This window comes from Carboxydocella sp. JDF658, from assembly GCF_002049395.1.
Taxonomy (GTDB): Bacteria; Bacillota.
Genome location: NZ_BDLR01000002.1, coordinates 1 through 20,417, shown reverse-complemented (window position 1 = coordinate 20,417; position 20,417 = coordinate 1). Strand labels below are relative to the sequence as shown.

The window sequence follows — 20,417 nt, the reverse complement described above, 5'->3', positions numbered from 1 at the left end:
GGGCAACACCCGTACCCATACCGAACACGGCAGTTAAGCCCACCAGCGCCGATGGTACTTGGACCGCAGGGTCCTGGGAGAGTAGGTCGCTGCCGGACACAACAACAGGCCTTCTCATAAATAAGAAGGTCTGTTGTTTTTTTCCAAAGAAAATTATTCCTTAAGTATAATCAGGAGAAAAATAAAGGACAAGCTAGTTTTCTTACACTAGTTAAAAATATTTTTCCAAAGCATTTATTGACTTACCCCATATATAGAGTATAAAATAGGTTTAGCCAAGAAATATGCTCTATATCTAGAGCTATATTCTGACAATTTCGCAAGGACGGGGAAGCATATGAAATGCCCGTTTTGTCATGAAACTGCTACCAAAGTAGTGGAATCCCGTACCGCTGATGAAGGCAATAGTATTAGACGGCGACGGGAATGTGAGAACTGCGGTAAACGATTCACCACTTATGAGAGGATAGAAGAGCGACCTTTACTGGTTATTAAAAACGATGGGCGCCGGGAAGTTTTTTCACCGGAAAAATTAATGCACGGTCTGGTAAAGGCCGTGGAAAAACGACCAGTGTCAATGGAAGTGTTACAGAAAATAGTTACTGAGGTAGAGAGTCAGGTGCGGACCCAATTTGACAAAGAAGTACCTAGTTCTTATTTAGGAGAGCTTGTGATGGAAAAGCTGAGAACAGTGGATGAGGTAGCATATGTCCGCTTTGCTTCAGTTTACCGCCGTTTCCGTGATGTAAATGAGTTTATGGAAGAAATTAAACGTTTTTTGGAGGGCGAGAGCGGATGATCCATTATATCAAAAAACGGGATGGCCGGGTGGTTCCCTTTAATCGGGAGAAGATTAAAAATGCCATTATGGCAGCTGCTCGGGCAGTTGGTGGGGACAATGAGCAATTGGCTGACAGGCTATCGATTGAAGTAGTAAAATACCTGGAGAGCCATCCCGAAGGGCCGGAAGGTACTGTTTCTGTGGAGTATGTTCAAGATGCAGTGGAAAAGGTTTTAATTGAAAATGGACATGCCCAGACTGCCAAAGCGTACATACTTTATCGGAATAAACGCACTAGAATCAGGGAATCGCAATCCGATTTAATGGATGCAGTAGCCGAAATCCTGGTGGAGACTAGCAAGGAAAATGCTAATGTTCAGAATAGCCCGATGGCGAAAATGCTGCAAATAGCCTCTACGGGCAGTAAGAAATACTATTTAACCCGTTTAATGCCGGAGAAGCATGCCCAGGCCCATATCAATGGTGATATTCACATTCATGACCTGGACTTTTTTGCCAAAACCTTGACCTGTGTTCAGATACCTTTAGGGCGTTTGTTGCTAAATGGGTTTAATAATGGACATGGGTTTATACGCAGTCCTAAGGGCATAAAATCGGCAGCTAATTTAACAGCAGTAATTATCCAGTCATCTCAAAACGACATGCATGGTGGACAGTCGGTAGCCTATTTTGATTATGATCTGGCCCCGTTTATACAAAGGGAACGGGAAAGACAGCGCAAAATATTTGCGGAAGTCGGGGTTGAGATCAGTGATGAGCAGTTGGAAAAACTGGTAGATAAAGAGTGCTATCAGGCTATGGAAGCACTGATTTTTAATTTGAATACCATGCATTCCCGAGCGGGAGCGCAGGTGCCGTTCTCCAGTTTGAACTTTGGAACAGATACTTCTCCAGAAGGACGAATGGTTACCAAAAACCTGCTACTGGCCTATGAGGCCGGGTTGGGACGTGGGGAGAACCCGATTTTCCCCAATTTAATATTTAAGCTGAAAAAGGGAGTAAACATGGACCCTGGAGATCCCAACTATGACTTATTCCGTTTGGCCCTGCGGGTGACCTCCAGGAGAATGTTCCCGACTTATGCATTCCAGGATAGCAGTTTTAACGCGCCATATTCCCGGCGCAAAGAAGGGGAGGTAGCCTATATGGGTTGCCGTACCCGGGTAATTGGTAATGTGAATGGGCCTGAGATAACGGAAGGACGTGGTAATGCTTCCTTTACTACCATTAACTTACCGCGACTGGCCTTGAGGGCCCAGGGTGATATCAAAAAGTTTTTTGAACTGCTAGAGGAAATGATGGATTTGGTCAAGGAACAGTTGTTGTTCCGTTTTGATATTCAGCGGCGGCTGAAAGTCAAGGATATGCCTTTTCTGATGGGACAGAATCTCTATCTCGATAGTGATAAACTAGGGCCCAATGACGAAATTTATGAAGCTATTAAGCATGCCACCCTTTCCATTGGGTTTATCGGCTTGGCGGAAACACTGGTAGCTCTGCTGGGTAAACACCATGGTGAGTCAGAAGAGGCCGATGCCCTGGGTGTGGAAATAGTCAAATTTATGCGGGAAAAATGTGACCAGTATACCCGGGAATACAAGTTGAACTTTAGCTTACTGGGAACACCTGCCGAAGGATTGGCAGGACGATTTACCAAACTGGACCAAAAGGAATTTGGTATTATCCCCGGGGTAACAGACCGCATGTACTACACAAATAGTATGCACATTCCGGTGTGGTATAATATTTCGATGTATGATAAAGCCAGGATTGAGGGGAAATATCACAAGTACCTGAATGCCGGACATATCCTTTATCTGGAGTTACCGGCTGCTCCGCAACATAATATCGATGCCCTGGAAGCGATTATTAAGCACATGGCAGCCTGTGATGTAGGCTATGGAGCAGTTAACTTTCCCATAGATTTTTGTAAGGTCTGTGGTTACTTAGGGATTATTAACCACGATAAGTGTCCTAACTGTGGTTCAGTCAATGTAATGGAAGAAGAAATAGAATATGACCTGGAGTGGCCCGCTACGGGTACTACTAACTAGATAAAAAGTGAAGAGGAGGGTGTTGATTGATGAAAAGTGCTGTATGTGTACAGGAGAAATTGCCGGAACTGACTCCGGAGCAAATTGCCTATTATCGGCAGAAGGCTCTTTATGCAGCTAATGCCAGGGGCCTGGAGATAACCGGTATTGATGTATATATGACTCCTCAGGGAAAGGTGAAAGTAGTAACCCATTTTGCTCCTTCTAGTATTGAACGGGTACGGCGGGTTACAGGATATTTTTGTAAATTATCTAATTGCAATGATGCTAAATTGCAGGAAATTGCCCAAAGGGTGAAACATTCCCCGCTGGGGATTACATGTGGGTGTAACTGATGATCAGGCTGGCAGGAATTACAACTGAAAGTGTGGTGGACGGGCCAGGGTTGAGAACAGTAATCTGGACCCAGGGCTGTCCCCACCGCTGTCCGGGTTGTCATAATCCTGATACCCATGACCCTGAAGGAGGGGAACTTTGGACCTTTGAACAGGTCTTTGCTGAACTGGAAGGGGACAAGCTGGCAACAGGAATAACTCTTTCAGGTGGGGAGCCCTTCTTTCAGCCGGAAGCCTGTTTGGTTATCGCCCGCTGGGCCAGGGAGAAGGGTAAAAACCTCTGGGTTTTTACTGGCTATACCTGGGAACAATTGATGCGAATGTCAGAAAGCAATCCGGTTATCGGTGAGCTGCTGCAGTTAACAGATGTGCTGGTGGATGGTCCCTATTTAAAGGAACAGCGAGCATTATGGCTGCCTTTCCGGGGTTCTACCAATCAAAGGCTGATTGATGTACCGGCATCTCTGGCCAGTGGCAGCGTATGCATTATTGATGACAACCAGTTTGGGGTGTAAAAGAGAGGCAAAAGCCTCTCTTTTGTTTGCAAAGAAAGATTCTTCCTGATATAATATTGGCGCAAAGAAACTGGGTGAGGTGGAGACAGATGGCAGTGAATATGTTTGTGGACAATATACCCAATGGCTCATCGCTGGACATTCGACGGGGAACCGCTATTCACTTGATAAAATTAATTATCGGTTTTGCTCAAATCAAAGATAATGAAGTGGTTTTTGACCGTTTGCGTATTCAGCAACTGGCAGGGGCTGTGGGCTGTGCTGAAGAGGAGGCAATCCAGCTCTGTCAGCGGGCATATAATGGGGAAAAAGTGGAAGAAATTGTGGACCAGTTGATGGAAAAGGTTCGGGAAGAGAAAGAAAAAATGCTTTCCTTTATTGAAGCGGAAAAAAAGAAATTGTGGCAACAGTAGAAATTGTATGTTATAATTAGACAAAAGTACCTCTTTTGGGAGGGAGGGCTATGGCTGAGCGCAGGCATTTTCGCTGGCATACTCAGCTGCCGTTGTATTTTGAAGTGGCCCAGTTTGGCACATATCCCATTGAGCATTTACGTGGTAAGCGGGGACGGGGGCAGACCTATGACCTGGCAGAAGAAGGTCTCAGTTTTTTTTCAGCTCTGCGCTTACCAGTTAATATGATATTGCTTCTGGAATTAACTATCCCTGAACTGGGGACTTTAAAGCTAAAAGGCCGGGTTGTAAGATCACGGCCCTGGCAGGAGGGATGGTTAACAGGCGTGCAGTTTATTGGATTTAATGGGCCACGACGGCAAGCCCTGCGGGAACACATTGCCCACCAGGTAAAAAGTCAATATCAGCTAATCGAATATTTGTAGTTACCACTAGGGGTGCCCAAAAGGCTGAGAGAAGCTATGGCTTCAACCCTTTGTACCTGATCTGGGTAATACCAGCGAAGGGAAGTGGGTGGAACGAGTGTATACTCTACACCTGTCTCTTCGGGACGGGTGTTTTTTATTTATGAGAGGAAGGATAATAATGCGCGAAAAATTTTTTCGTATGCTAGATGCCAATTTCAACCGCTGTGTGGAAGGATTGCGGGTACTGGAAGATATGGCTCGGTTTATCCTGGAAGAGAAGGAACTGGCGAAGGCTTTAAAGCAGTTGCGACAGGAAATAGGCCTGGCCCGGCCGGAGGAAATTTGGCGATTTAGGGATGTCCAAGGGGATCCGGGAACAGAAGTGACAACACTCCGAGAACAGGAAAGGGCGTCCTGGCAGGCACTAATCAATGCCAATGCCTCCCGTGTGGCAGAGTCTTTGCGGGTGATTGAAGAAGGAAGTAAAGTGCTTTCCGACCTGGAACTGGCCGCTAAGGCAAAAAGATGGCGTTATCAAAGCTATAGTCTGGGGCAAAAACTTTTATTAGCAAGTAAGGCAAAGGAGGAAAATTGAGATGACACAATTGGAGTTGGCCAGAGCTGGGAGAATAACAGCGGAAATGAAACTGGCGGCAGAAGCAGAGGGAATAGCTTCTGAAATTGTGCGGGAAAGGATTGCCGCTGGGGTTATGATCTTACCGGCCAATAAACAGAGGGATCTAGCCCAGCCCAAGTTAATCGGCTATGGGGCGACTACCAAGGTTAATGCCAATATCGGCACCTCTGGTGACTGGCCGGAGGTGGAAAAGGAGCTGGAGAAACTGGAAGTAGCTCTGGCTGCTGGAGCAGATGCCATTATGGATTTAAGTCTGGGGCCCAATCTCCGCCGGGCCCGACAGGAGATCTTAAAGCGCTGTCCGGTACCAGTAGGGACAGTGCCAATTTACGAAGCCGGGTTTTATGGGGAACTCAGCAAAGATAAACTGTTTCAGGTAATCGAGGACCACTGCCGGCAAGGAGTGGATTTTATTACTGTTCACTGTGGCATCAATCGCCGGGTGCTGGAGGAAATTCAGGAAAGTCCGCGGGTATGTGGTATAGTCAGCCGAGGTGGGTCCTTTATCGTTCGCTGGATGCAGGAAACCGGCGAAGAAAACCCTCTTTATGCTCATTTTGATGAGTTACTGGAACTGGTAAGGGAATATGATGTTACACTGAGTTTGGGTGACGGGCTGCGACCGGGTGCTGTTGCTGATGCCACCGATGGACCGCAGATAGCTGAACTGCTAGAACTAGGACGGTTGGTAAAAAGGGCCTGGGCCAAAGGAGTTCAGGTCATGGTGGAAGGACCGGGTCATGTTCCTTTAAACCAAATTGAAACCAATATTAAATTACAGAAGCGTCTTTGCCATGGTGCACCCTTCTATGTACTGGGCCCCCTGGTTACTGATGTGGGTGCCGGGCATGACCACATTACGGCAGCTATCGGCGGAGCGATTGCTGCAGCTGCCGGGGCAGATTTCCTTTGTTATGTGACTCCGGCAGAACACCTGGGCTTGCCAGATGCCGATGATGTACGGCAGGGGGTAATTGCTACCCGAATTGCGGCTCATGCCGCTGATTTGGCTAAAGGAATTGAAAAAGCCTGGAATTGGGATAAAGCGATGAGCAAGGCCCGTAAAGAATTGGACTGGGAACAGCAGCTTAATCTGGCCCTGGATCAGGCTACTGCTAGAGAAATGCGAAAAAGAAAAAACCCGGGACACCGGGCAGAATGCTCTATGTGCGGAGAGTTTTGTGCCATGAAGCAATGTCAATAATTGAAGCGGGCTTTCATAGCCACCACCAGGGGCTGGTTATTCAGGCGTAAACGCCAGTAATATTCACCGGCTACCAGGCGAGGAAAGGGCTGTTGAGTAATAAACAGCAGATAACGGGAAGAAATTACCTGGACGTTTCCTTGCCAGTGAGGGGAAATAAACGGCGTTGGAGGCTGAAAGTCATAGACTTTAACCCACTGATCAGCATATTGTTTGGTGCCCAGGAAGTGAATTTCACCTTCCGAACCGGGCCATGGTAACAAAGGCCATTGGGATAAAGGCCCCGGATAAAGATAGGGCGCGGGATAGCCCGACCAGTTACCACCGCGGTAAAGACCGCGGTGGTTTTCGTCTTCATAGAGGGAAGAATAATAAAAACTGCGGTCGTGTTGTAGCCAGCGCAGACGTAAAATCCAGGGCGAAGCGGGGTAAGCCAGAAGCAATTGCTCTGGATTCAGGTCAGATTCGGCAAACTGGCTGGTAATTTCGAGAGCCTGGCGAGGAGCAGTGGTCCATGAGTTTACAGCCGCTAGTACCAGCTGTTTGCTAGCGGGAAAATCTGGAGTAGCGGAAAATATGGATGCAGGGTAAAGCAGGTTTATGAAAAAGGCCAACAGGAAAATCAGCCGGTACCTGGCCATACTGACACCTCCAGCCAGGTAATTCGCTGACGTGCCTGGATATTCCTGCTAAGAAAAATGTCTCTTTTTCCCTTCTTTCCGACATCAGAGGCGGGGAATCCAGCCGAAACGCTGTATTTGTTCCGGGGCCTGCCGAATTTGAGCCAGCAAATGGTCGCGGTCCCGGTTGAGAGTGCCTTTTAATACAAACAGATTGGAAGCATGGTTGGAACGAAAGATACAGTTTTCCAGTTCAACCTGGGACAGCAGAAGCTCCAGTTCAGCCAGGAGTGTCCGTTCATCAATGGGCTGGAAGGTACCCTGTAGGACTTCCTGATATAATGGAGCTGCGGGATCGAGCATCAAGGTTAAAGCTCCGAGATAGTGGGGTTGCATAGCTGTTAAGACCCTGGCAGTGGCCTGGGCGTGTTCCTGCCAGAGGCCTTTGCCACCCAGGCCGTTGATGATTGTGACAGAGAGAAGCAGGCCAGCAGCTTTTACCTTTTCGGCAGCATCAATCATGGCCTGGCTGTCTACACCCTTATTGATTTTTTTCAAAATCAGGTCAGAGCCGCTTTCCAGTCCGAGGTAAGCAATGCCCAGCCCTTTTTCTTTCAATAAATGCAATTCTTGTACAGATTTGGTCAAAATACTTTTAGGGCTGGCATAGATGCCGACCCGGTTCACCTGGGGATGGAGTGTTTGAATTAACTCCAGGATGTTAAGGAGATAATCGGTAGGAGCGGCCAGGGCATCGCCATCAGCAAGAAAAACGCGACGGAAATAGGGCCATTGAGTAGCGGACAGCAGGTCTTCCTTAATTTCAGCTACAGGTTTAAGAGCGAATTTTTTATCCTTGTACATGGTACAAAAAGTACAGTGATTATGAGAACAGCCTACTGTTACCTGGAGGATCAGGCTATCTGCTTCACTGGGAGGTCGAAAGATTGCACCCACGTAACCCATAAAATCACCTCAGTTTCATTTTACCATATTTTTTGCTATTATATAGTAACAGATAGTAACAGGAAGATAAGGACGGTGAGAGAGATGCGCAGAGCGGATAATTTTTATGACCGGATCAGACTAAAGATAGCTAACTGGGCGGAGGAAAAAGGGGGAGAAACCAGCCGGAAACTGGTAGACCTGCTTTTATTGGCGCCGGATTTCTTCCTTCTACTGGTGCGCTTATTAAGGGACCCCCGGGTTCCGGCTACAGCTAAATATGGGATAGCGGGAGCAATTGCCTATTATTTCTTGCCACTGGATTTTTTGCCGGAAATCCTGGTAGGGCCTATTGGTTTTGGGGATGATTTGATTTTAGCTGCTCTGGTAATTAATCGTTTATTACAGGCAGCCCCTGATATTGTCGTGGAACACTGGAGCGGTTCAGGAGAGGTTCTGGCCCAGGTGGAAAAAATCCTGAATAATGTCGATAAACTGGTTACTAACAAGGTCTGGAATAAAATCAGAGAGCATTGGCGCAAAATTTCCCGGTAGTGAGGAGTGGAAGCATTGGATAAAAAATATTATCGCGGCTTATTGCTGGATGACTTTCAGCGCCAGGCCATGGATTATGTGGACAATAACCTGTCGGTACTGGTTTCTGCTCCAACAGGAGTAGGAAAAACCTTGATTGCGGATTACACTATTGAAAAATGTTACCGGGAAGGGCGACAGGTCGTTTATACCGCCCCTATCAAGGCTCTTTCCAACCAGAAGTATAAGGATTTCAAACACTATTTTGGTAAGGATGCTGTGGGAATCATAACCGGGGATGTGGTTATTAACAGCAATGCCCCTATTCTGGTAATGACAACAGAAATTTTTCGCAATATGATTTTGACCAGAGACCCGGTTGTGGATATGGTACGCTACCTGATTCTGGATGAAATTCACTACATTAGTGACCTGGACCGGGGCAGTGTCTGGGAAGAAACTATTATCTTCTTGCCCAAACATATTAAGATTTTAGGTTTATCGGCAACCATTCCCAATGCGGAAGAACTGGCCGAGTGGATTGCCTCGATTAAAGGTGAAGAAGTAAAGGTAGTTAAACATCATCAACGGGCTGTTCCCTTAAAGCATTTTGTTTTTGAAAAAACCATGGGGGCTGGTAACCTGAAAAAAGCCATCAAAATCCGGCGTCAAAAACTGGAGGAGATGGCGGAGAGCGGAGTTCCGGCAGGAAAAGGATTGCCTGCGACCACCCATGTGGATTTGGTCAGTTTCTTAAAGGATGAATATCTGCCTGCCTTGTATTTTGTTTTCAGCCGTAAAAAATGCGAAGACTATGCCTATGAGCTATCCCGCAAGTTCAATTTCCTGACCAGAGATGAACGAATTAAAGTGGAACAATACCTGGCTAACAAATCAGCAGAACAGGGGGTTACAGCTAACCTGCTGGCTTTAGAGCGAGTACGTCGGGTGTTATTAAAAGGCATTGGTTTTCACCATGCCGGCATGTTGCCTATAGTAAAGGAAGTGGTTGAGGATTTGCTTACGGCCCGCCTCATCAAAGTCCTTTACTGTACGGAAACTTTTGCTGTGGGTATCAATATGCCGGTGAAAACTGTCTGCTTTGATTCCAATGAAAAATTCGATGGCAAAGATTTTCGGGTTATGACCAATCAGGAGTATTTCCAGATGGCAGGCCGGGCTGGACGGCGGGGAATAGATACTGAAGGTTTTGTATTTTCCATTGTGGATTTAAACTGGCTTAATCCCGACAAGATGGTAAAACCAGATGAAAGAAAACTGGAAAACCTGCAAAGCCGCTTTAACCTGGGGTATAATTCGGTAGTGAATTTGATAGGTCATCACCAAACCGAGGAAGAAATAGAGGAAGTTTTGCAACATAACTTTGCCTATTTCCAGGCCTCCCGAAAAGCTGATTTTTTACAAAAACGTATTCGAGAACTGGAGCAGGAGCTGGCACAAATCCTGGCAGAGCGCTGTGAAGATATTTACAATCTGACCTGTCCCTTGCAGTATCAAACTGCCTGGTCCAGGCTGAAGGCTGACAAGCGGGAGCTTAACCGTCTCTTCCGTACCCGCTGGGGGCGGAGTAAACGTTATGAAAGCAAACGCAAGGAACTGTCCCTGCGTATCAGCCAGAACGAAAGCTTGCTGGCGGAGGTTGTTCCCCGCTTATGTACTGCGGAGCAACAGGGCCACTGTCAGGCCCAGCAGGAAAGATATCGTCGCCTGGATGAGGAAAAGAAGGAATTATATAAAGAGTGGGGGAGGTTAAGCAAGCAAACCAATTTCATCCGGGATTTTCGTTTGAAGCGCCAGCTTTTGCAAAAATTAGGCTTTGTGGATGAAAATAATGCCTTGACTCCCCGGGGCAAGTTTGCTACCCAGATTTATGTTCAGGAGTTGCTGGTAACAGAATTGTATTTTGATGGAGTCTTTCATGAATTTGAACCGGAGCAGATTGTGGCTCTGGTGGCGGCCATTGCCTATGAAAGCCGCAAACACGACTGGTTCAAAAAGGGTCCGGTTTATGATCTGGAACGGATTTACCGACTGATGTTGCCTTTGATTAGGGCGGAGGAGCAAATCCTGAATACGGTAACGGTAGAATTCCATCCTGAAGTTTCCCTCCTGGCTTACCAGTGGAGCGCAGGCCTGGAATTCGCCGATCTGCGCAGTTATTGTAATCTGCAGGACGGAGATATTGTTTCCATCTTCCGCCGTACCATCGATTTACTCCGGCAAATCCGGGGGGCAGCAGCAGCAGATCGCAGTCTGGCGGATAAACTCAGTCATTGTATTAAGTTAATAGATCGCGATGTGGTAGAATTTGTATTGTAGAACCAAAACCGCCGGCTAAAAACGGCGGTTTTAATTTTGGTAAGATTTGTTCCTTGAGTTACACCTTGACCAGTGTTACCATAAAAGCATAGGGGGAGTAAAGCGGAGAAAGAGAGGGGATAAAATGACTAATCTTAAAAGACTGATTTTATTAGTATTGAGTTTCTCCCTGGTTTTAGGTAACTTTATGCCTGTCTTAAGGGCAGAATCAGCAACAGTAATTGTACTGAAAGTAGGCAGTAAAAGTGAAGCTGTTAAACAGGTACAAACCAGATTAAAACAGCTTGGTTATTTTGTCGGACCTATTACGGGGTACTATGGTACTCAAACCAGGGCTGCTGTCCTGCGCTGGCAAAAGGCTAATGGCCTGCCTGCTGATGGAATAATCGGTCCAGTTAGCTGGAATCGCCTGTTTAATGTCAGTGTAACTCGCGGTACAACCGCAACAGCTCAACGGATCTATTTGACGTTGGGCAGTCGCGGGGAACAGGTGAAACGGCTGCAACAGAAACTGAATCAGCTCGGTTTCTACCAGGGGCCAATTACCGGTTACTTTGGTACCTTGACCAGAACAGCAGTGGTAAAATGGCAAAAGTCCAGGGGGTTAGCGGCAACCGGGGTAGTTAACCAGCAGGCCTGGACAGCACTGATGGCCAGCCAGAATCCTGTCAGCCGGGGGGTAACTGCAACCCGCCCAGCCGTACTGGGGCTAGGGGTGCGTTCCAACCTGGTGCTGGAATTGCAGCAATCCCTGAAAACCATGGGATTGCTGACTGTACAACCCACCGGTTATTATGGTTTGTTGACGGTAATGGCAGTACAGGCCTGGGAAAAAGCCAATGGATTAAAAGTCGATGGCATAGTAGTTGAAGAGGAATTAAATAAAATCCGCACTCAGGCTAAAGCTCTAACCAATTTGCTGGGTGGTGCTGAAAAAGGCGCCTGGATTCTGGGCTATACGGCTATTGACTATCCAGGCGATAACCGCTCGGCCCAGAGTGTGATCCAGAGTCAGGGGCTGGGGGCAATAGCTACCTTTACCTATACCTTTGATAACAATGGTAATCTGAAAGGTAATGCTGACCAGGAAGCTTATACATTGCAGCAGGCCAGGGCCCGGGGGATCAAACCACTGGCTTTGTTACACAACTTTGATTATCGGGCAGGATTTGATAAAAACCTGGCCCGGGCAGTGCTGACTGATCCCGCTAAAAGACAGCGTTTGATCAGCCAGCTGGTGAATGAGGTACAGAATCGCGGTTATCTAGGGGTTAACCTGGATGTAGAAGGAATATATCCGGCAGATGCCCCACACTACCTTGCTTTTCTGGGTGAGCTGAAACAGCAACTAGGGGCAAAAGGCTTATTAACTGTAGTTTCTATCCCGGCGAAAACCAGGGATGATACCACCAGCTCCTGGTCAGGGGGATATGATTATGCGGCTATTGGGCAGCGGGCTGATCTGGTTCAGATCATGACCTATGATGAACACTGGATTGGGGGCCCGGCTGGACCTATTGCCTCTTATCCCTGGACAGAGCAAGTAGTAAAATATGCGGTCAGCAAAATGCCGGCTTCCAAAATTCTGCTGGGCCTGGCCACTTATGGATATGATTGGGTTGGAACCGGTGCTCGCAGTGTAACCTATCCGCAAGCTGTAGCCAGAGCAGCCCAATATGGTGTTAAAGTTAACTGGGATGCTACAGCACTGGAATCCTGGTTTACCTATACCGATGAACAGGGACAAAAACATGAAGTCTGGTTTGAAAACGTAGAAAGCAATGCTAGAAGACTGGTGCTGGTAAAACAATATGGTTTAGCCGGTGCTGGTATCTGGCGGCTGGGCTTTGAGGATTCTGCCTACTGGCAGATGGTTCAGCAATATTTACAGCAATAAATATCCTGAAAAACCGGGCCGACTGGTCCGGTTTTTCTAAATAATAAATTGACTAAAAAATTCAGTCTTGTAGCGAAAATAATGAAGGATTTTGTGATTTTGTGCCGAATATTGTAATAGAGGGCTTGTAACATTAGTAACAAGTGAGGGGCACTAAATGAGGAAGAAACGCTATATCATCAATGGCATATATGGTTTTATTATCGGTCTGCTCATACCCTTTTTCGCTACCGTGGTAGAAATGCTCAGTACAGGGGTTACTTTAAGCTGGCAGGCCTTTTGGGCGACCCATTTTGGACGGGCCTGGTTTTTACTGGTGGATATGGTACCGCCATTAATTGGCATTTTGCTGGCCCGACTTACATTGAGCCAGGAAGAGTTGTTGAATCAACATAAAGAGCTGGTTGCGATTAAAAAAAATCTTGAAGAACAAAACCGTCTCTGGGAGACGATTTTTCAAAGTACTCCCATTGCTTATGCCTTGATAGATAAAGATTACACTTTTAAACGGATAAATCGGGCTGCAATAGATATTGTGGGAATGCCGACAGAACGAGTTCTGGAGCGGCATTGTTTTGAGATTTTGGGGCGTAATAGCATTTGTCCCGGGTGTGCGGTAGCCCGTGCTTTTGTTAGCAAGGCGGTAGAGAGTCAGGTTAAAGAAGAGTTCAGTGGAGGACAAAGGCGGATTGTAGAACAAGTAGCAGTGCCCTTGATTGAAAATGGTGCAGTAGAGCAGGTACTGGAAATAATTATTGACAAAACCCAGGAAAGAATGCTACTGCAACAAAGAACAGAGGAAATGCTGGCAACCATTGATATTCTAGTTGGATTAATTGAGTTAAAGGACCAGTATACAGGAGGTCATTCCCAGCGGGTCAGACGCTGGGCAGGTTTATTGGCCAGATATATGAATTTGCCTCAGGAACTGGTGGAACAAATTGAAATGGCTGCCTCCTTACATGATATTGGGAAAATAGGCATTGCCGGCATGATTCTGAATAAACCCCATTGTTTATGTCCGGAAGAAAAGGATATAGTGCGGCGTCATCCGGTTATAGGGCAGGAAGCTCTGGCTGGACTGGAGCAATTTGAAGAGATAGCACTTATGATTCGGTCTCACCATGAACGCTGGGATGGCCAGGGTTATCCCGACGGGCTGGCAGGCAAAGATATTCCTTTAGGGGCACGGATAATCGGAGTGGTAGATGCCTATGATGCCATGATTTCAGACCGGGCTTATCGTAAAGCCCTTGACCAGGATGAAGCCGTAGCTGAGCTTAAAAAAGGTGCGGGTCAGCAATTTGATCCTGAAATCGTCCGTTGTTTTTGCGAGCTGCTGGAAAAGAAAAATAATAATTGAAAAAAAAGGTGAAAGATGAGCAGGAATTCACGCAATCATGGCGAATAATCTGTTATTGTATAACAGGATGCTGAGGTGGGTTCTGTGTATTGTAAGATCTGTCCGAACTGTTATGGTGATTCCTATAGTTCATCTCCCCATTTTACCTGGATTTGTCCCTACTGTGGTAAGGATATTACCAGGGAGCAAGGATTGCCTGCCGGTTCGCCCTTGGTTAAGAAAATACTGGAAGAGATTAAAACCGGACAGGAAAAATTAATAAAAAAATAAAAGCAAAAAGCAGGCGTTACTGACCTGCTTTATTATTTGTTAAACCGGATATTATTAGTTGATGGCAGATATTTTCCAGATGATTGATGGGAAATGAGGGTGTATTCGGTTTCAGGATCCAGTGTAAACAGGCAATGCTAACCGCACCAAAACAGGCAGCAGCGGCAGTTTCACAATCGAGTTCAGGTAGAATAAAGCCAGCCTGCTGGCCTTTGCGTAAGCTTTCAGCCCAGAGGGAAATGAAATCACTCAATTGGGAGCGAAACTGGTTTTGCAGCTCTGAAGCTCCCCAGACCTCAGTTAAAAGCACCTGGCAGAATAATTTATTATGAGCAAAAAAATTCACCTGTACTTTTATAAGGCTATATATATCCTGGGGTGAGGGGTGGTTCAAGGCTTGCTGGCCGGCGGAAAGCAAAGGTTGCAAGCCATTTCTGATCAGCTTTGCAAATAAATCTTCTTTACTGTCAAAATGATAATACAGAGTTCCTTTGGCAACCTGGGCACGAGCAGCGATTTCATCCATTACTGCTCCGGCATATCCTTTTTCGGCAAATACCTCCAGGGCTTTGTTGAATATCTGTTGAAGTCGGGGTGAGACCATTTATTTCACCTCTTACCAATAGCTTATACTTGACAATAAAGGGCGATTTAGGTATTATTTTTGGTGCGAGCCGATGTAGCTCAGCCGGTAGAGCGGCGCACTCGTAATGCGTAGGTCAGGGGTTCGAGTCCCCTCATCGGCTCCAGAGGAATCAAGGCTTCCGGAATTTGGGCCGGAGGCTTTTTTGTTTATTGGTGCCTAATTGGTGCCCAACTTTAGCGAACAAAGTGTACTTATCTGTTTTTATCTTACTATGGACTGCTTATTTAAGCAAGGAAGCTCTCTCAAAGCTTCTTGAAAAAGTACCAGGTGCAACTCTTCATCCTGAATTATCCGCTCTAAAAGTTTTTGGATATAAGGATCGTCAATTTGCATAATACGATAACGATAATTAGCTATAGCTTGTTTTTCTGCTTCAATATCAGCTTGTAATTGATCATAAACACTTGTACCGTATTTTATATAACAGCCATTCCAGTAGTGCCCCCAGGTGCTGAAAGCACCTCGAATTCTTGGTTCACCACCTAAAAGTACAATAGTTTCTGCCAATAACTCCATATGATGCATTTCAGTAATAGCAATACCCTCTAAAAGTTCAGCTATTTTTTTATTTTTTATTATATAGTGATGATATAAATACTGGGTTATTGCAGTAAATTCGCTGGCAAATCCAGCATAATCATCCATCAACAGCTCAGCATAGTAAGGATTTGAAGAAACTACTTTTATTTCTGGATATGGCCCGGCAGCTGCATATTTGTTAGGAGCATGTGCTAGAAAAGGCATAAATATCACCCCCTATGTTATGCTATGCTTTAAGATATGATGTGAAGATGTGAAAAGTTAAATCAGTAATTCTATCTCCATTCTGCCCCTCATAGATATATAGATGTACTTTAATGCTATTTTCTATGAAGGGGTGGGGAGAATGAACAGAGAAATTTATTTTATTGTTCTATTTATAGCATGTTTATTATTACCTTCGGCAGTTCAGGCTGCCATGAGGGTTGAGGTGGATTTAAGCACCCAGATGGTCAAGGTCTATGATAACAATCTCTTGCTGCGGGCCATGATTTGTTCAACCGGTGCGCCGGGGACGCCAACACCGGTGGGGGATTTTCGCATCCAGGGCAAAGGGCCAATGTTTGTTACTGATTATGGGGTTTCAGCCAAATATTATTCCGCTTTCAACGGGGATTATCTTTTTCATTCCATCCTTTTCGACCGAACCGGGAAACGCCTGATCAGCCGCTCAGTACAAATGTTAGGCCGGCCGGCGTCTCATGGCTGTATTCGCCTGAATCTCTATGATGCCAAGTGGTTACAGGAAAAGGTGCCCCGGGGAACACCGGTAAAAATCAGGAAAAGCGGCAGGGCTGGCATGAAAAAGGAAAAAGTAAAAGTCCAGGTTAATGGCAAACTTTACCCTGCCTGGCTGGATATACGCTGGCTGGAAGGGCAGGCTTATCTGCGGGCACAACAATTATCCTGGTTTATTCCCGGGAAAATGATAATAAAAGGAACATATATACAGTTTGTTCGGGAAAAGACGGTTTTAGAGTTGTTTTTAAGCGAACCGGGGCTTAAAATAAATGGCAGGGAAACAAGGAGCAGTCTTGCGCCTCAATTATTTGCCGATGGGCCATACTTGCCTTTGCAGCCTGTACTGTCCGCTTTGGGCTACCAGCTGGAATATATGAACAAAGCCAAAGTCATCAAAATCCAAACAGTGATACAGCTCCCCCAGCCTAATGGTACTGAAAATGTTGCTGATGGTGTATATGGCAATATATATAATTAAAGATTGATTGATAACTCTTCCGGGCATAATAACAGAAAAAGTCCGGAGGTGCAGTTATGAAAAGACATGGTCATAAATCCTGGGGAACCTGGACTTCCTGGGGGGGAATCGGGGCAGCAGAGGAATTTTTTCAACTGGGCTGGGGCCCACTGGCTGGAGGCAGTGAGGCAATGATGAACAAGAAGAGTCACAGGGAGGATGACGGATGAAGCGCTTGCAGGAAGAGACCCATGCCTATATCAGCCAGTACAAGGAGGGCTATTTTAAGCCTTTGACCCTGGTAGCGCGGCTGGCAGAAGAAGTAGGAGAGCTGGCCCGGGAAGTAAACCACCAGTTTGGCGAGAAACCCAAAAAACCGGGGGAGCCGCCAGGAGACATAGCTCTTGAACTGGCGGATATCTTATTCATTGTTGTCTGTTTTGCCAATTCTCTGGGTATAGATCTGGATGAAGCCTGGGACCGGATGATGGAAAAGTACCGGACCCGGGATAAAAACCGCTGGACGCCTATAACAGCTGAATCCGAGTAATATTAGCCCCCTGGCCCTCATAAGATGATAGTGAGGGAAGGGGGCTGGATTATGGGGAAAAACCGGAACTGGATTTTCATAACATTTAGCTTAGCGATTATAGCGGTTCTGGCTGCTGCGAGCTGGTGGTGGTTGACCCGCCCTCTTTCCCCTGAACAAATTTTGCAAAACTTGCCCCGGCAGATGGTGCAATTGCAGAGCTATGAATTTCAAAATCGCGCCTGGCTGGAGGTGGATGGGAAAAAACAGGATTTAAGTGATCTGCAGGGAGTAAAGGTTGGCCAGGATGTGCATTTGCAGGGCCAACTGCTTAAAACGCCTCTGGATTACTATCAAGTCAAGGGGAAAATTTATCTGAAAGACCCCTATGGTCGCTGGCAGCAAATGCCGCCACCGCAGGCGGGTAGCCAGGATTTGATTGAGATTTTGCTTTCATCCTGGGGCCTACTGGACTGGGGCCAGGGCCTAAAAGCAACGGACCAGATTACGGAAGCAAAGGTAGCAGGGGTGAATTGCTATCGTATCACTACTACTCCACGCATTACCAATCCCTATCTGAACCAGGCTTTTGGTCAGTTTGAGGGGACATTATGGCTGGATCAAAAAGAAGGAAAACTTTATCGAGTAATGCTGACCGGGACTCATCAGAAAAATCCCGGGGTAAAAATCTTTATTAACCTGGATTTTCGGCGACACAACCAGATTAATCAACCACTAAAACCACCGGTCATACCTTGACCGGTTTCCTTTTTCCGTGTTAAAATTGAAAAACAAACTTGCAGGGAGGACAGAACATGATCGCAGAGGCTGAACGGATTTTATTGTCAGAAGAGGAAATTCAGGCAAAAGTAAAGGAATTGGGAGCAGAAATTTCTTCCTATTATGGGGACAAGCCCATTTTGGCTCTGGGGATACTGAAAGGTGCTATTGTGTTCATGTCTGACTTGATTCGGCAGATCACCTGTCCACTGGAAATAGACTTCATGGCAGTATCCAGTTATGGTTCTTCCACCGAATCTTCCGGTGTGGTTAGAATCTTAAAGGATCTGGACTGCAGCATTGAGGGGAAAAACGTTCTGATTATTGAGGATATTATTGACAGTGGCCTCACTTTGAATTATCTCGTAGAAAACCTGAAATCCCGGGGGCCGGCCAGTGTTAAGATTGTAACTCTGCTGAATAAGCCCAGCCGGCGTAAAGTGAATATTCAAGCTGATTTTAACGGTTTTACCATTCCCGATGAATTTGTGGTGGGCTATGGTCTGGATTTTGCAGAAAGATACCGCAACCTGCCCTATATTTGCGTGTTAAAACCGGAAGCTTATCAGAAATAGGATAGGAGGCCATTAAAGAAATGCAACAGCAGGAAATGGTATTGGTCCTGGATTTCGGCGGTCAATACAGTCAGCTGATCGCCCGGCGCATCAGGGAGTGCAGGGTATATTGCGAAATGCTGCCTTATACCACTTCCCTGGAACGCATTAAAGCCATGAATCCGAAAGGGATTGTCTTTTCCGGCGGACCAGCCAGCGTCTACGGAGAAGGAGCACCGCGGATTGATGCCGCCATCTTTGAGCTGGGAATTCCGATTCTGGGTATTTGCTATGGCATGCAGCTGATGGCTTATACCCTGGGGGGCAAAGTGGACCGGGCTGTTAACCGGGAATATGGCAAAACCGAGCTGCGCATCCTGAAAGAGGATCAAGTTTTTGCCGGGATCGAAAGCCCTACCCAGTGCTGGATGAGCCATGGGGATTTTGTAGCTGCTGCTCCGGCTGGTTTTGAGGTGACAGCCCAGACGGAACATACTCCGGTGGCAGCTATGGCTGATTACCAGCGCCAGCTCTATGCGGTACAATTCCATCCGGAAGTGGTGCATACCCCGAAAGGCCAGGAGATGCTGCGCAATTTCCTCTTCAATGTTTGCGGCTGCCATGGTACCTGGAACATGGGCTCCTTTATTGAACAAACAGTAAAGGAAATTCGGGAGCGGGTAGGAGACCGCAAGGTGCTGTGTGCCCTCTCGGGTGGAGTGGATTCTTCCGTAGCAGCAGTACTGGTTCACAAGGCAGTAGGGGATCATTTGACCTGTGTTTTTGTTAACCATGGCCTTTTGCGCAAAGGGGAAGCCGAACAGGTACGGCGAATCTTTAGCGAGAAGTTTAAGATAAATCTGGTTTATGTGGATGCGGAAGAGCGGTTCCTGCAAAAACTGGCCGGGGTTACTGATCCGGAACGCAAACGGAAACTGATTGGCAATGAATTCATTTATGTTTTCGAAGATGAGGCCAAAAAACTGGGGCAGATTGATTTTCTGGTGCAGGGTACCCTCTATCCCGATGTGGTGGAGAGCGGCACGGAAACAGCAGCTACGATCAAAACCCACCACAATGTGGGGGGCTTGCCGGAAGACATGCAGTTTGAACTGATTGAACCCCTGCGCTGGCTGTTCAAGGATGAAGTGCGAGCAGTGGGTGAGGAACTGGGATTGCCTGCTGAGATCGTCTGGCGCCAGCCTTTCCCGGGCCCCGGGTTGGCGGTACGCATTTTGGGAGAGGTTACCAGGGACAAACTGGATATATTGCGGGAAGCTGATGCGATTGTTACTGAAGAGATCTTTAATGCGGGCTTGAACAAACAGGTATGGCAGTATTTCGCCGTACTGCCTTCCATGAAAAGTGTGGGTGTGATGGGGGATGAACGCACTTATGCATACACTATCGTAGTGCGAGCAGTGACCAGTGAGGACGGTATGACTGCGGACTGGGCCCGCTTGCCCTATGAGCTGCTGGAGCGCATCTCCAACCGGATTGTCAATGAGGTCCCCCATGTGAACCGGGTTGTCTATGATATAACTTCTAAGCCTCCTGGCACCATTGAGTGGGAATAGTTAAGACAAACCCTATAAACCTTGATATTAAAAGGTTTATAGGGTTCATGTTTTATAAAACGTACTAAAAACGTACTATTTTATTCAGTAGCGTTGCATTAATTTTATGAATGGTAGTCAACTATGTTTTGGTCATTACGCATTATGGTATATATGCCATTTATGTAATTATATGTAATTAAGGACTCCAGTTCTTTGGCCAAAAGGGCTAGTGGTAATAGAGGGTAGTCCCATTCCACATTTTGTCAGCCATTTTG

23 protein-coding genes, 1 tRNA gene, 1 rRNA gene and 1 riboswitch are annotated in these 20,417 nt (G+C 46.5%); of the genes, 21 read left to right on the top strand and 4 right to left on the bottom strand.

Translation table 11 applies throughout. The annotated features are described in order from the left end of the window. The 9 genes from rrf to thiC form a co-directional block, all read left to right on the top strand. Positions 1-98: ribosomal RNA gene (gene rrf / locus JDF658_RS00515) — 5S ribosomal RNA — on the top strand; the annotation flags it as partial. Positions 99-337: 239 nt separating this feature from the next. Next, on the top strand, positions 338-799 hold the full coding sequence (gene nrdR, locus JDF658_RS00510; RefSeq protein ID WP_078665622.1) for a transcriptional regulator NrdR: 462 nt from the start codon (positions 338-340) through the stop codon (positions 797-799). Next, on the top strand, positions 796-2,856 hold the full coding sequence (nrdD, locus tag JDF658_RS00505; RefSeq protein WP_078665623.1) for an anaerobic ribonucleoside-triphosphate reductase: 2,061 nt from the start codon (positions 796-798) through the stop codon (positions 2,854-2,856). Before nrdR ends, nrdD begins: the two co-directional genes overlap by 4 nt. Positions 2,857-2,885: 29 nt before the next feature. Further along, on the top strand, positions 2,886-3,191 hold the full coding sequence (locus tag JDF658_RS00500; RefSeq protein WP_078665624.1) for a hypothetical protein: 306 nt from the start codon (positions 2,886-2,888) through the stop codon (positions 3,189-3,191). Further along, on the top strand, positions 3,191-3,706 hold the full coding sequence (nrdG, locus tag JDF658_RS00495) for an anaerobic ribonucleoside-triphosphate reductase activating protein (RefSeq protein ID WP_078665625.1): 516 nt from the start codon (positions 3,191-3,193) through the stop codon (positions 3,704-3,706). The genes JDF658_RS00500 and nrdG overlap by 1 nt, the downstream gene beginning before the upstream one ends. A gap of 89 nt (positions 3,707-3,795) precedes the next feature. Further along, on the top strand, positions 3,796-4,119 hold the full coding sequence (locus JDF658_RS00490; protein WP_078665626.1) for a hypothetical protein: 324 nt from the start codon (positions 3,796-3,798) through the stop codon (positions 4,117-4,119). Between the two features lie 50 nt (positions 4,120-4,169). Next, the gene (locus tag JDF658_RS00485) at positions 4,170-4,544 is read left to right on the top strand and encodes a PilZ domain-containing protein (RefSeq protein WP_078665627.1); all 375 of its coding nucleotides are present in this window, start codon (positions 4,170-4,172) and stop codon (positions 4,542-4,544) included. Then, positions 4,543-4,644, top strand: a riboswitch (TPP riboswitch). (Overlaps the previous gene by 2 nt.) A 60-nt stretch (positions 4,645-4,704) precedes the next feature. Beyond that, on the top strand, positions 4,705-5,121 hold the full coding sequence (locus tag JDF658_RS00480; RefSeq protein WP_079906140.1) for a hypothetical protein: 417 nt from the start codon (positions 4,705-4,707) through the stop codon (positions 5,119-5,121). Between the two features lies 1 nt (position 5,122). Continuing rightward, positions 5,123-6,367 (top strand): phosphomethylpyrimidine synthase ThiC, encoded by a 1,245-nt coding sequence (gene thiC / locus JDF658_RS00475; RefSeq protein WP_079906139.1) that lies wholly within the window; start codon positions 5,123-5,125, stop codon positions 6,365-6,367. Here thiC and JDF658_RS00470 read toward each other — a convergent pair. After that, positions 6,361-7,008 (bottom strand): hypothetical protein, encoded by a 648-nt coding sequence (locus tag JDF658_RS00470; protein ID WP_078665630.1) that lies wholly within the window; start codon positions 7,006-7,008, stop codon positions 6,361-6,363. The two genes, thiC and JDF658_RS00470, sit on opposite strands and share 7 nt — an antisense overlap. An 84-nt stretch (positions 7,009-7,092) precedes the next feature. Further along, entirely contained in the window at positions 7,093-7,953 is an 861-nt protein-coding gene (locus JDF658_RS00465) for a radical SAM protein (protein WP_079906138.1), read from the bottom strand. Between the two features lie 84 nt (positions 7,954-8,037). Between JDF658_RS00465 and JDF658_RS00460 the strand changes: the two genes are divergently transcribed. From JDF658_RS00460 to JDF658_RS00440, 5 genes are all read left to right on the top strand, one after another. Then, on the top strand, positions 8,038-8,487 hold the full coding sequence (locus tag JDF658_RS00460; RefSeq protein ID WP_159446515.1) for a YkvA family protein: 450 nt from the start codon (positions 8,038-8,040) through the stop codon (positions 8,485-8,487). A 15-nt stretch (positions 8,488-8,502) separates the two neighbouring features. Further along, positions 8,503-10,806 carry an RNA helicase gene (locus JDF658_RS00455; RefSeq protein ID WP_079906136.1) on the top strand — a complete coding sequence of 768 codons (2,304 nt, stop codon included), beginning with the start codon at positions 8,503-8,505 and terminating at the stop codon, positions 10,804-10,806. 124 nt (positions 10,807-10,930) lie between these two features. Then, complete coding sequence (locus JDF658_RS00450; protein ID WP_079906135.1) at positions 10,931-12,703, top strand: peptidoglycan-binding protein; 1,773 nt, start codon at positions 10,931-10,933, stop codon at positions 12,701-12,703. Positions 12,704-12,860: 157 nt separating this feature from the next. Continuing rightward, positions 12,861-14,066 carry an HD-GYP domain-containing protein gene (locus tag JDF658_RS00445; RefSeq protein ID WP_079906134.1) on the top strand — a complete coding sequence of 402 codons (1,206 nt, stop codon included), beginning with the start codon at positions 12,861-12,863 and terminating at the stop codon, positions 14,064-14,066. An 84-nt stretch (positions 14,067-14,150) separates the two neighbouring features. After that, positions 14,151-14,336 carry a hypothetical protein gene (locus JDF658_RS00440; protein ID WP_078665636.1) on the top strand — a complete coding sequence of 62 codons (186 nt, stop codon included), beginning with the start codon at positions 14,151-14,153 and terminating at the stop codon, positions 14,334-14,336. 16 nt (positions 14,337-14,352) lie between these two features. Here the strand turns inward: JDF658_RS00440 and JDF658_RS00435 are convergent, their stop codons facing one another. After that, positions 14,353-14,940, bottom strand: coding sequence for a TetR/AcrR family transcriptional regulator (locus tag JDF658_RS00435; RefSeq protein ID WP_079906133.1), 588 nt, complete (start codon positions 14,938-14,940; stop codon positions 14,353-14,355). Between the two features lie 69 nt (positions 14,941-15,009). On the opposite strand from JDF658_RS00435, the gene JDF658_RS00430 reads away from it, so the two are divergent. After that, positions 15,010-15,085 (top strand) — tRNA-Thr (locus JDF658_RS00430). Between the two features lie 98 nt (positions 15,086-15,183). Here the strand turns inward: JDF658_RS00430 and JDF658_RS00425 are convergent. Further along, a complete protein-coding gene (locus JDF658_RS00425) occupies positions 15,184-15,726 on the bottom strand; it encodes a manganese catalase family protein (RefSeq protein WP_079906132.1) in 543 nt (180 codons plus the stop codon). A gap of 142 nt (positions 15,727-15,868) precedes the next feature. Here JDF658_RS00425 and JDF658_RS00420 point away from each other — a divergent pair, with 142 nt between their 5' ends. From JDF658_RS00420 to guaA, 6 genes are read left to right on the top strand one after another with little or no spacing between them, the layout of a single operon-like run. Then, complete coding sequence (locus tag JDF658_RS00420; protein WP_159446514.1) at positions 15,869-16,741, top strand: L,D-transpeptidase; 873 nt, start codon at positions 15,869-15,871, stop codon at positions 16,739-16,741. 56 nt (positions 16,742-16,797) lie between these two features. Further along, on the top strand, positions 16,798-16,950 hold the full coding sequence (locus JDF658_RS14330; protein ID WP_159071767.1) for a hypothetical protein: 153 nt from the start codon (positions 16,798-16,800) through the stop codon (positions 16,948-16,950). After that, positions 16,947-17,270: a nucleotide pyrophosphohydrolase gene (locus JDF658_RS00415; protein ID WP_078665640.1), complete on the top strand. Its 324-nt coding sequence runs from the start codon at positions 16,947-16,949 to the stop codon at positions 17,268-17,270. Before JDF658_RS14330 ends, JDF658_RS00415 begins: the two co-directional genes overlap by 4 nt. Positions 17,271-17,321: 51 nt before the next feature. Further along, a complete protein-coding gene (locus JDF658_RS00410; RefSeq protein WP_079906130.1) occupies positions 17,322-18,008 on the top strand; it encodes a hypothetical protein in 687 nt (228 codons plus the stop codon). Between the two features lie 56 nt (positions 18,009-18,064). Next, positions 18,065-18,604 (top strand): hypoxanthine phosphoribosyltransferase, encoded by a 540-nt coding sequence (hpt, locus tag JDF658_RS00405; protein ID WP_078665642.1) that lies wholly within the window; start codon positions 18,065-18,067, stop codon positions 18,602-18,604. Positions 18,605-18,624: 20 nt separating this feature from the next. Continuing rightward, positions 18,625-20,160, top strand: a complete 1,536-nt coding sequence (gene guaA / locus JDF658_RS00400) for a glutamine-hydrolyzing GMP synthase (protein WP_079906129.1) — start codon at positions 18,625-18,627, stop codon at positions 20,158-20,160. Positions 20,161-20,417: the final 257 nt, after the last annotated feature.

Bases quoted from the DNA above. Each gene is read 5' to 3' on its own strand.
- guaA (WP_079906129.1), top strand. From the start codon at position 18,625: ATGCAACAGCAGGAAATGGTATTGGTCCTGGATTTCGGCGGTCAATAC.
- JDF658_RS00445 (WP_079906134.1), top strand. From the start codon at position 12,861: ATGAGGAAGAAACGCTATATCATCAATGGCATATATGGTTTTATTATC.
- JDF658_RS00470 (WP_078665630.1), bottom strand. From the start codon at position 7,008: ATGGCCAGGTACCGGCTGATTTTCCTGTTGGCCTTTTTCATAAACCTG.
- nrdR (WP_078665622.1), top strand. From the start codon at position 338: ATGAAATGCCCGTTTTGTCATGAAACTGCTACCAAAGTAGTGGAATCC.
- nrdG (WP_078665625.1), top strand. From the start codon at position 3,191: ATGATCAGGCTGGCAGGAATTACAACTGAAAGTGTGGTGGACGGGCCA.
- hpt (WP_078665642.1), top strand. From the start codon at position 18,065: ATGATCGCAGAGGCTGAACGGATTTTATTGTCAGAAGAGGAAATTCAG.
- JDF658_RS00480 (WP_079906140.1), top strand. From the start codon at position 4,705: ATGCGCGAAAAATTTTTTCGTATGCTAGATGCCAATTTCAACCGCTGT.
- JDF658_RS00415 (WP_078665640.1), top strand. From the start codon at position 16,947: ATGAAGCGCTTGCAGGAAGAGACCCATGCCTATATCAGCCAGTACAAG.
- JDF658_RS00425 (WP_079906132.1), bottom strand. From the start codon at position 15,726: ATGCCTTTTCTAGCACATGCTCCTAACAAATATGCAGCTGCCGGGCCA.
- JDF658_RS00420 (WP_159446514.1), top strand. From the start codon at position 15,869: ATGAACAGAGAAATTTATTTTATTGTTCTATTTATAGCATGTTTATTA.
- JDF658_RS00465 (WP_079906138.1), bottom strand. From the start codon at position 7,953: ATGGGTTACGTGGGTGCAATCTTTCGACCTCCCAGTGAAGCAGATAGC.
- nrdD (WP_078665623.1), top strand. From the start codon at position 796: ATGATCCATTATATCAAAAAACGGGATGGCCGGGTGGTTCCCTTTAAT.
- JDF658_RS00450 (WP_079906135.1), top strand. From the start codon at position 10,931: ATGACTAATCTTAAAAGACTGATTTTATTAGTATTGAGTTTCTCCCTG.
- JDF658_RS14330 (WP_159071767.1), top strand. From the start codon at position 16,798: ATGAAAAGACATGGTCATAAATCCTGGGGAACCTGGACTTCCTGGGGG.
- JDF658_RS00490 (WP_078665626.1), top strand. From the start codon at position 3,796: ATGGCAGTGAATATGTTTGTGGACAATATACCCAATGGCTCATCGCTG.
- JDF658_RS00500 (WP_078665624.1), top strand. From the start codon at position 2,886: ATGAAAAGTGCTGTATGTGTACAGGAGAAATTGCCGGAACTGACTCCG.
- JDF658_RS00485 (WP_078665627.1), top strand. From the start codon at position 4,170: ATGGCTGAGCGCAGGCATTTTCGCTGGCATACTCAGCTGCCGTTGTAT.
- JDF658_RS00435 (WP_079906133.1), bottom strand. From the start codon at position 14,940: ATGGTCTCACCCCGACTTCAACAGATATTCAACAAAGCCCTGGAGGTA.
- JDF658_RS00460 (WP_159446515.1), top strand. From the start codon at position 8,038: ATGCGCAGAGCGGATAATTTTTATGACCGGATCAGACTAAAGATAGCT.
- thiC (WP_079906139.1), top strand. From the start codon at position 5,123: ATGACACAATTGGAGTTGGCCAGAGCTGGGAGAATAACAGCGGAAATG.
- JDF658_RS00410 (WP_079906130.1), top strand. From the start codon at position 17,322: ATGGGGAAAAACCGGAACTGGATTTTCATAACATTTAGCTTAGCGATT.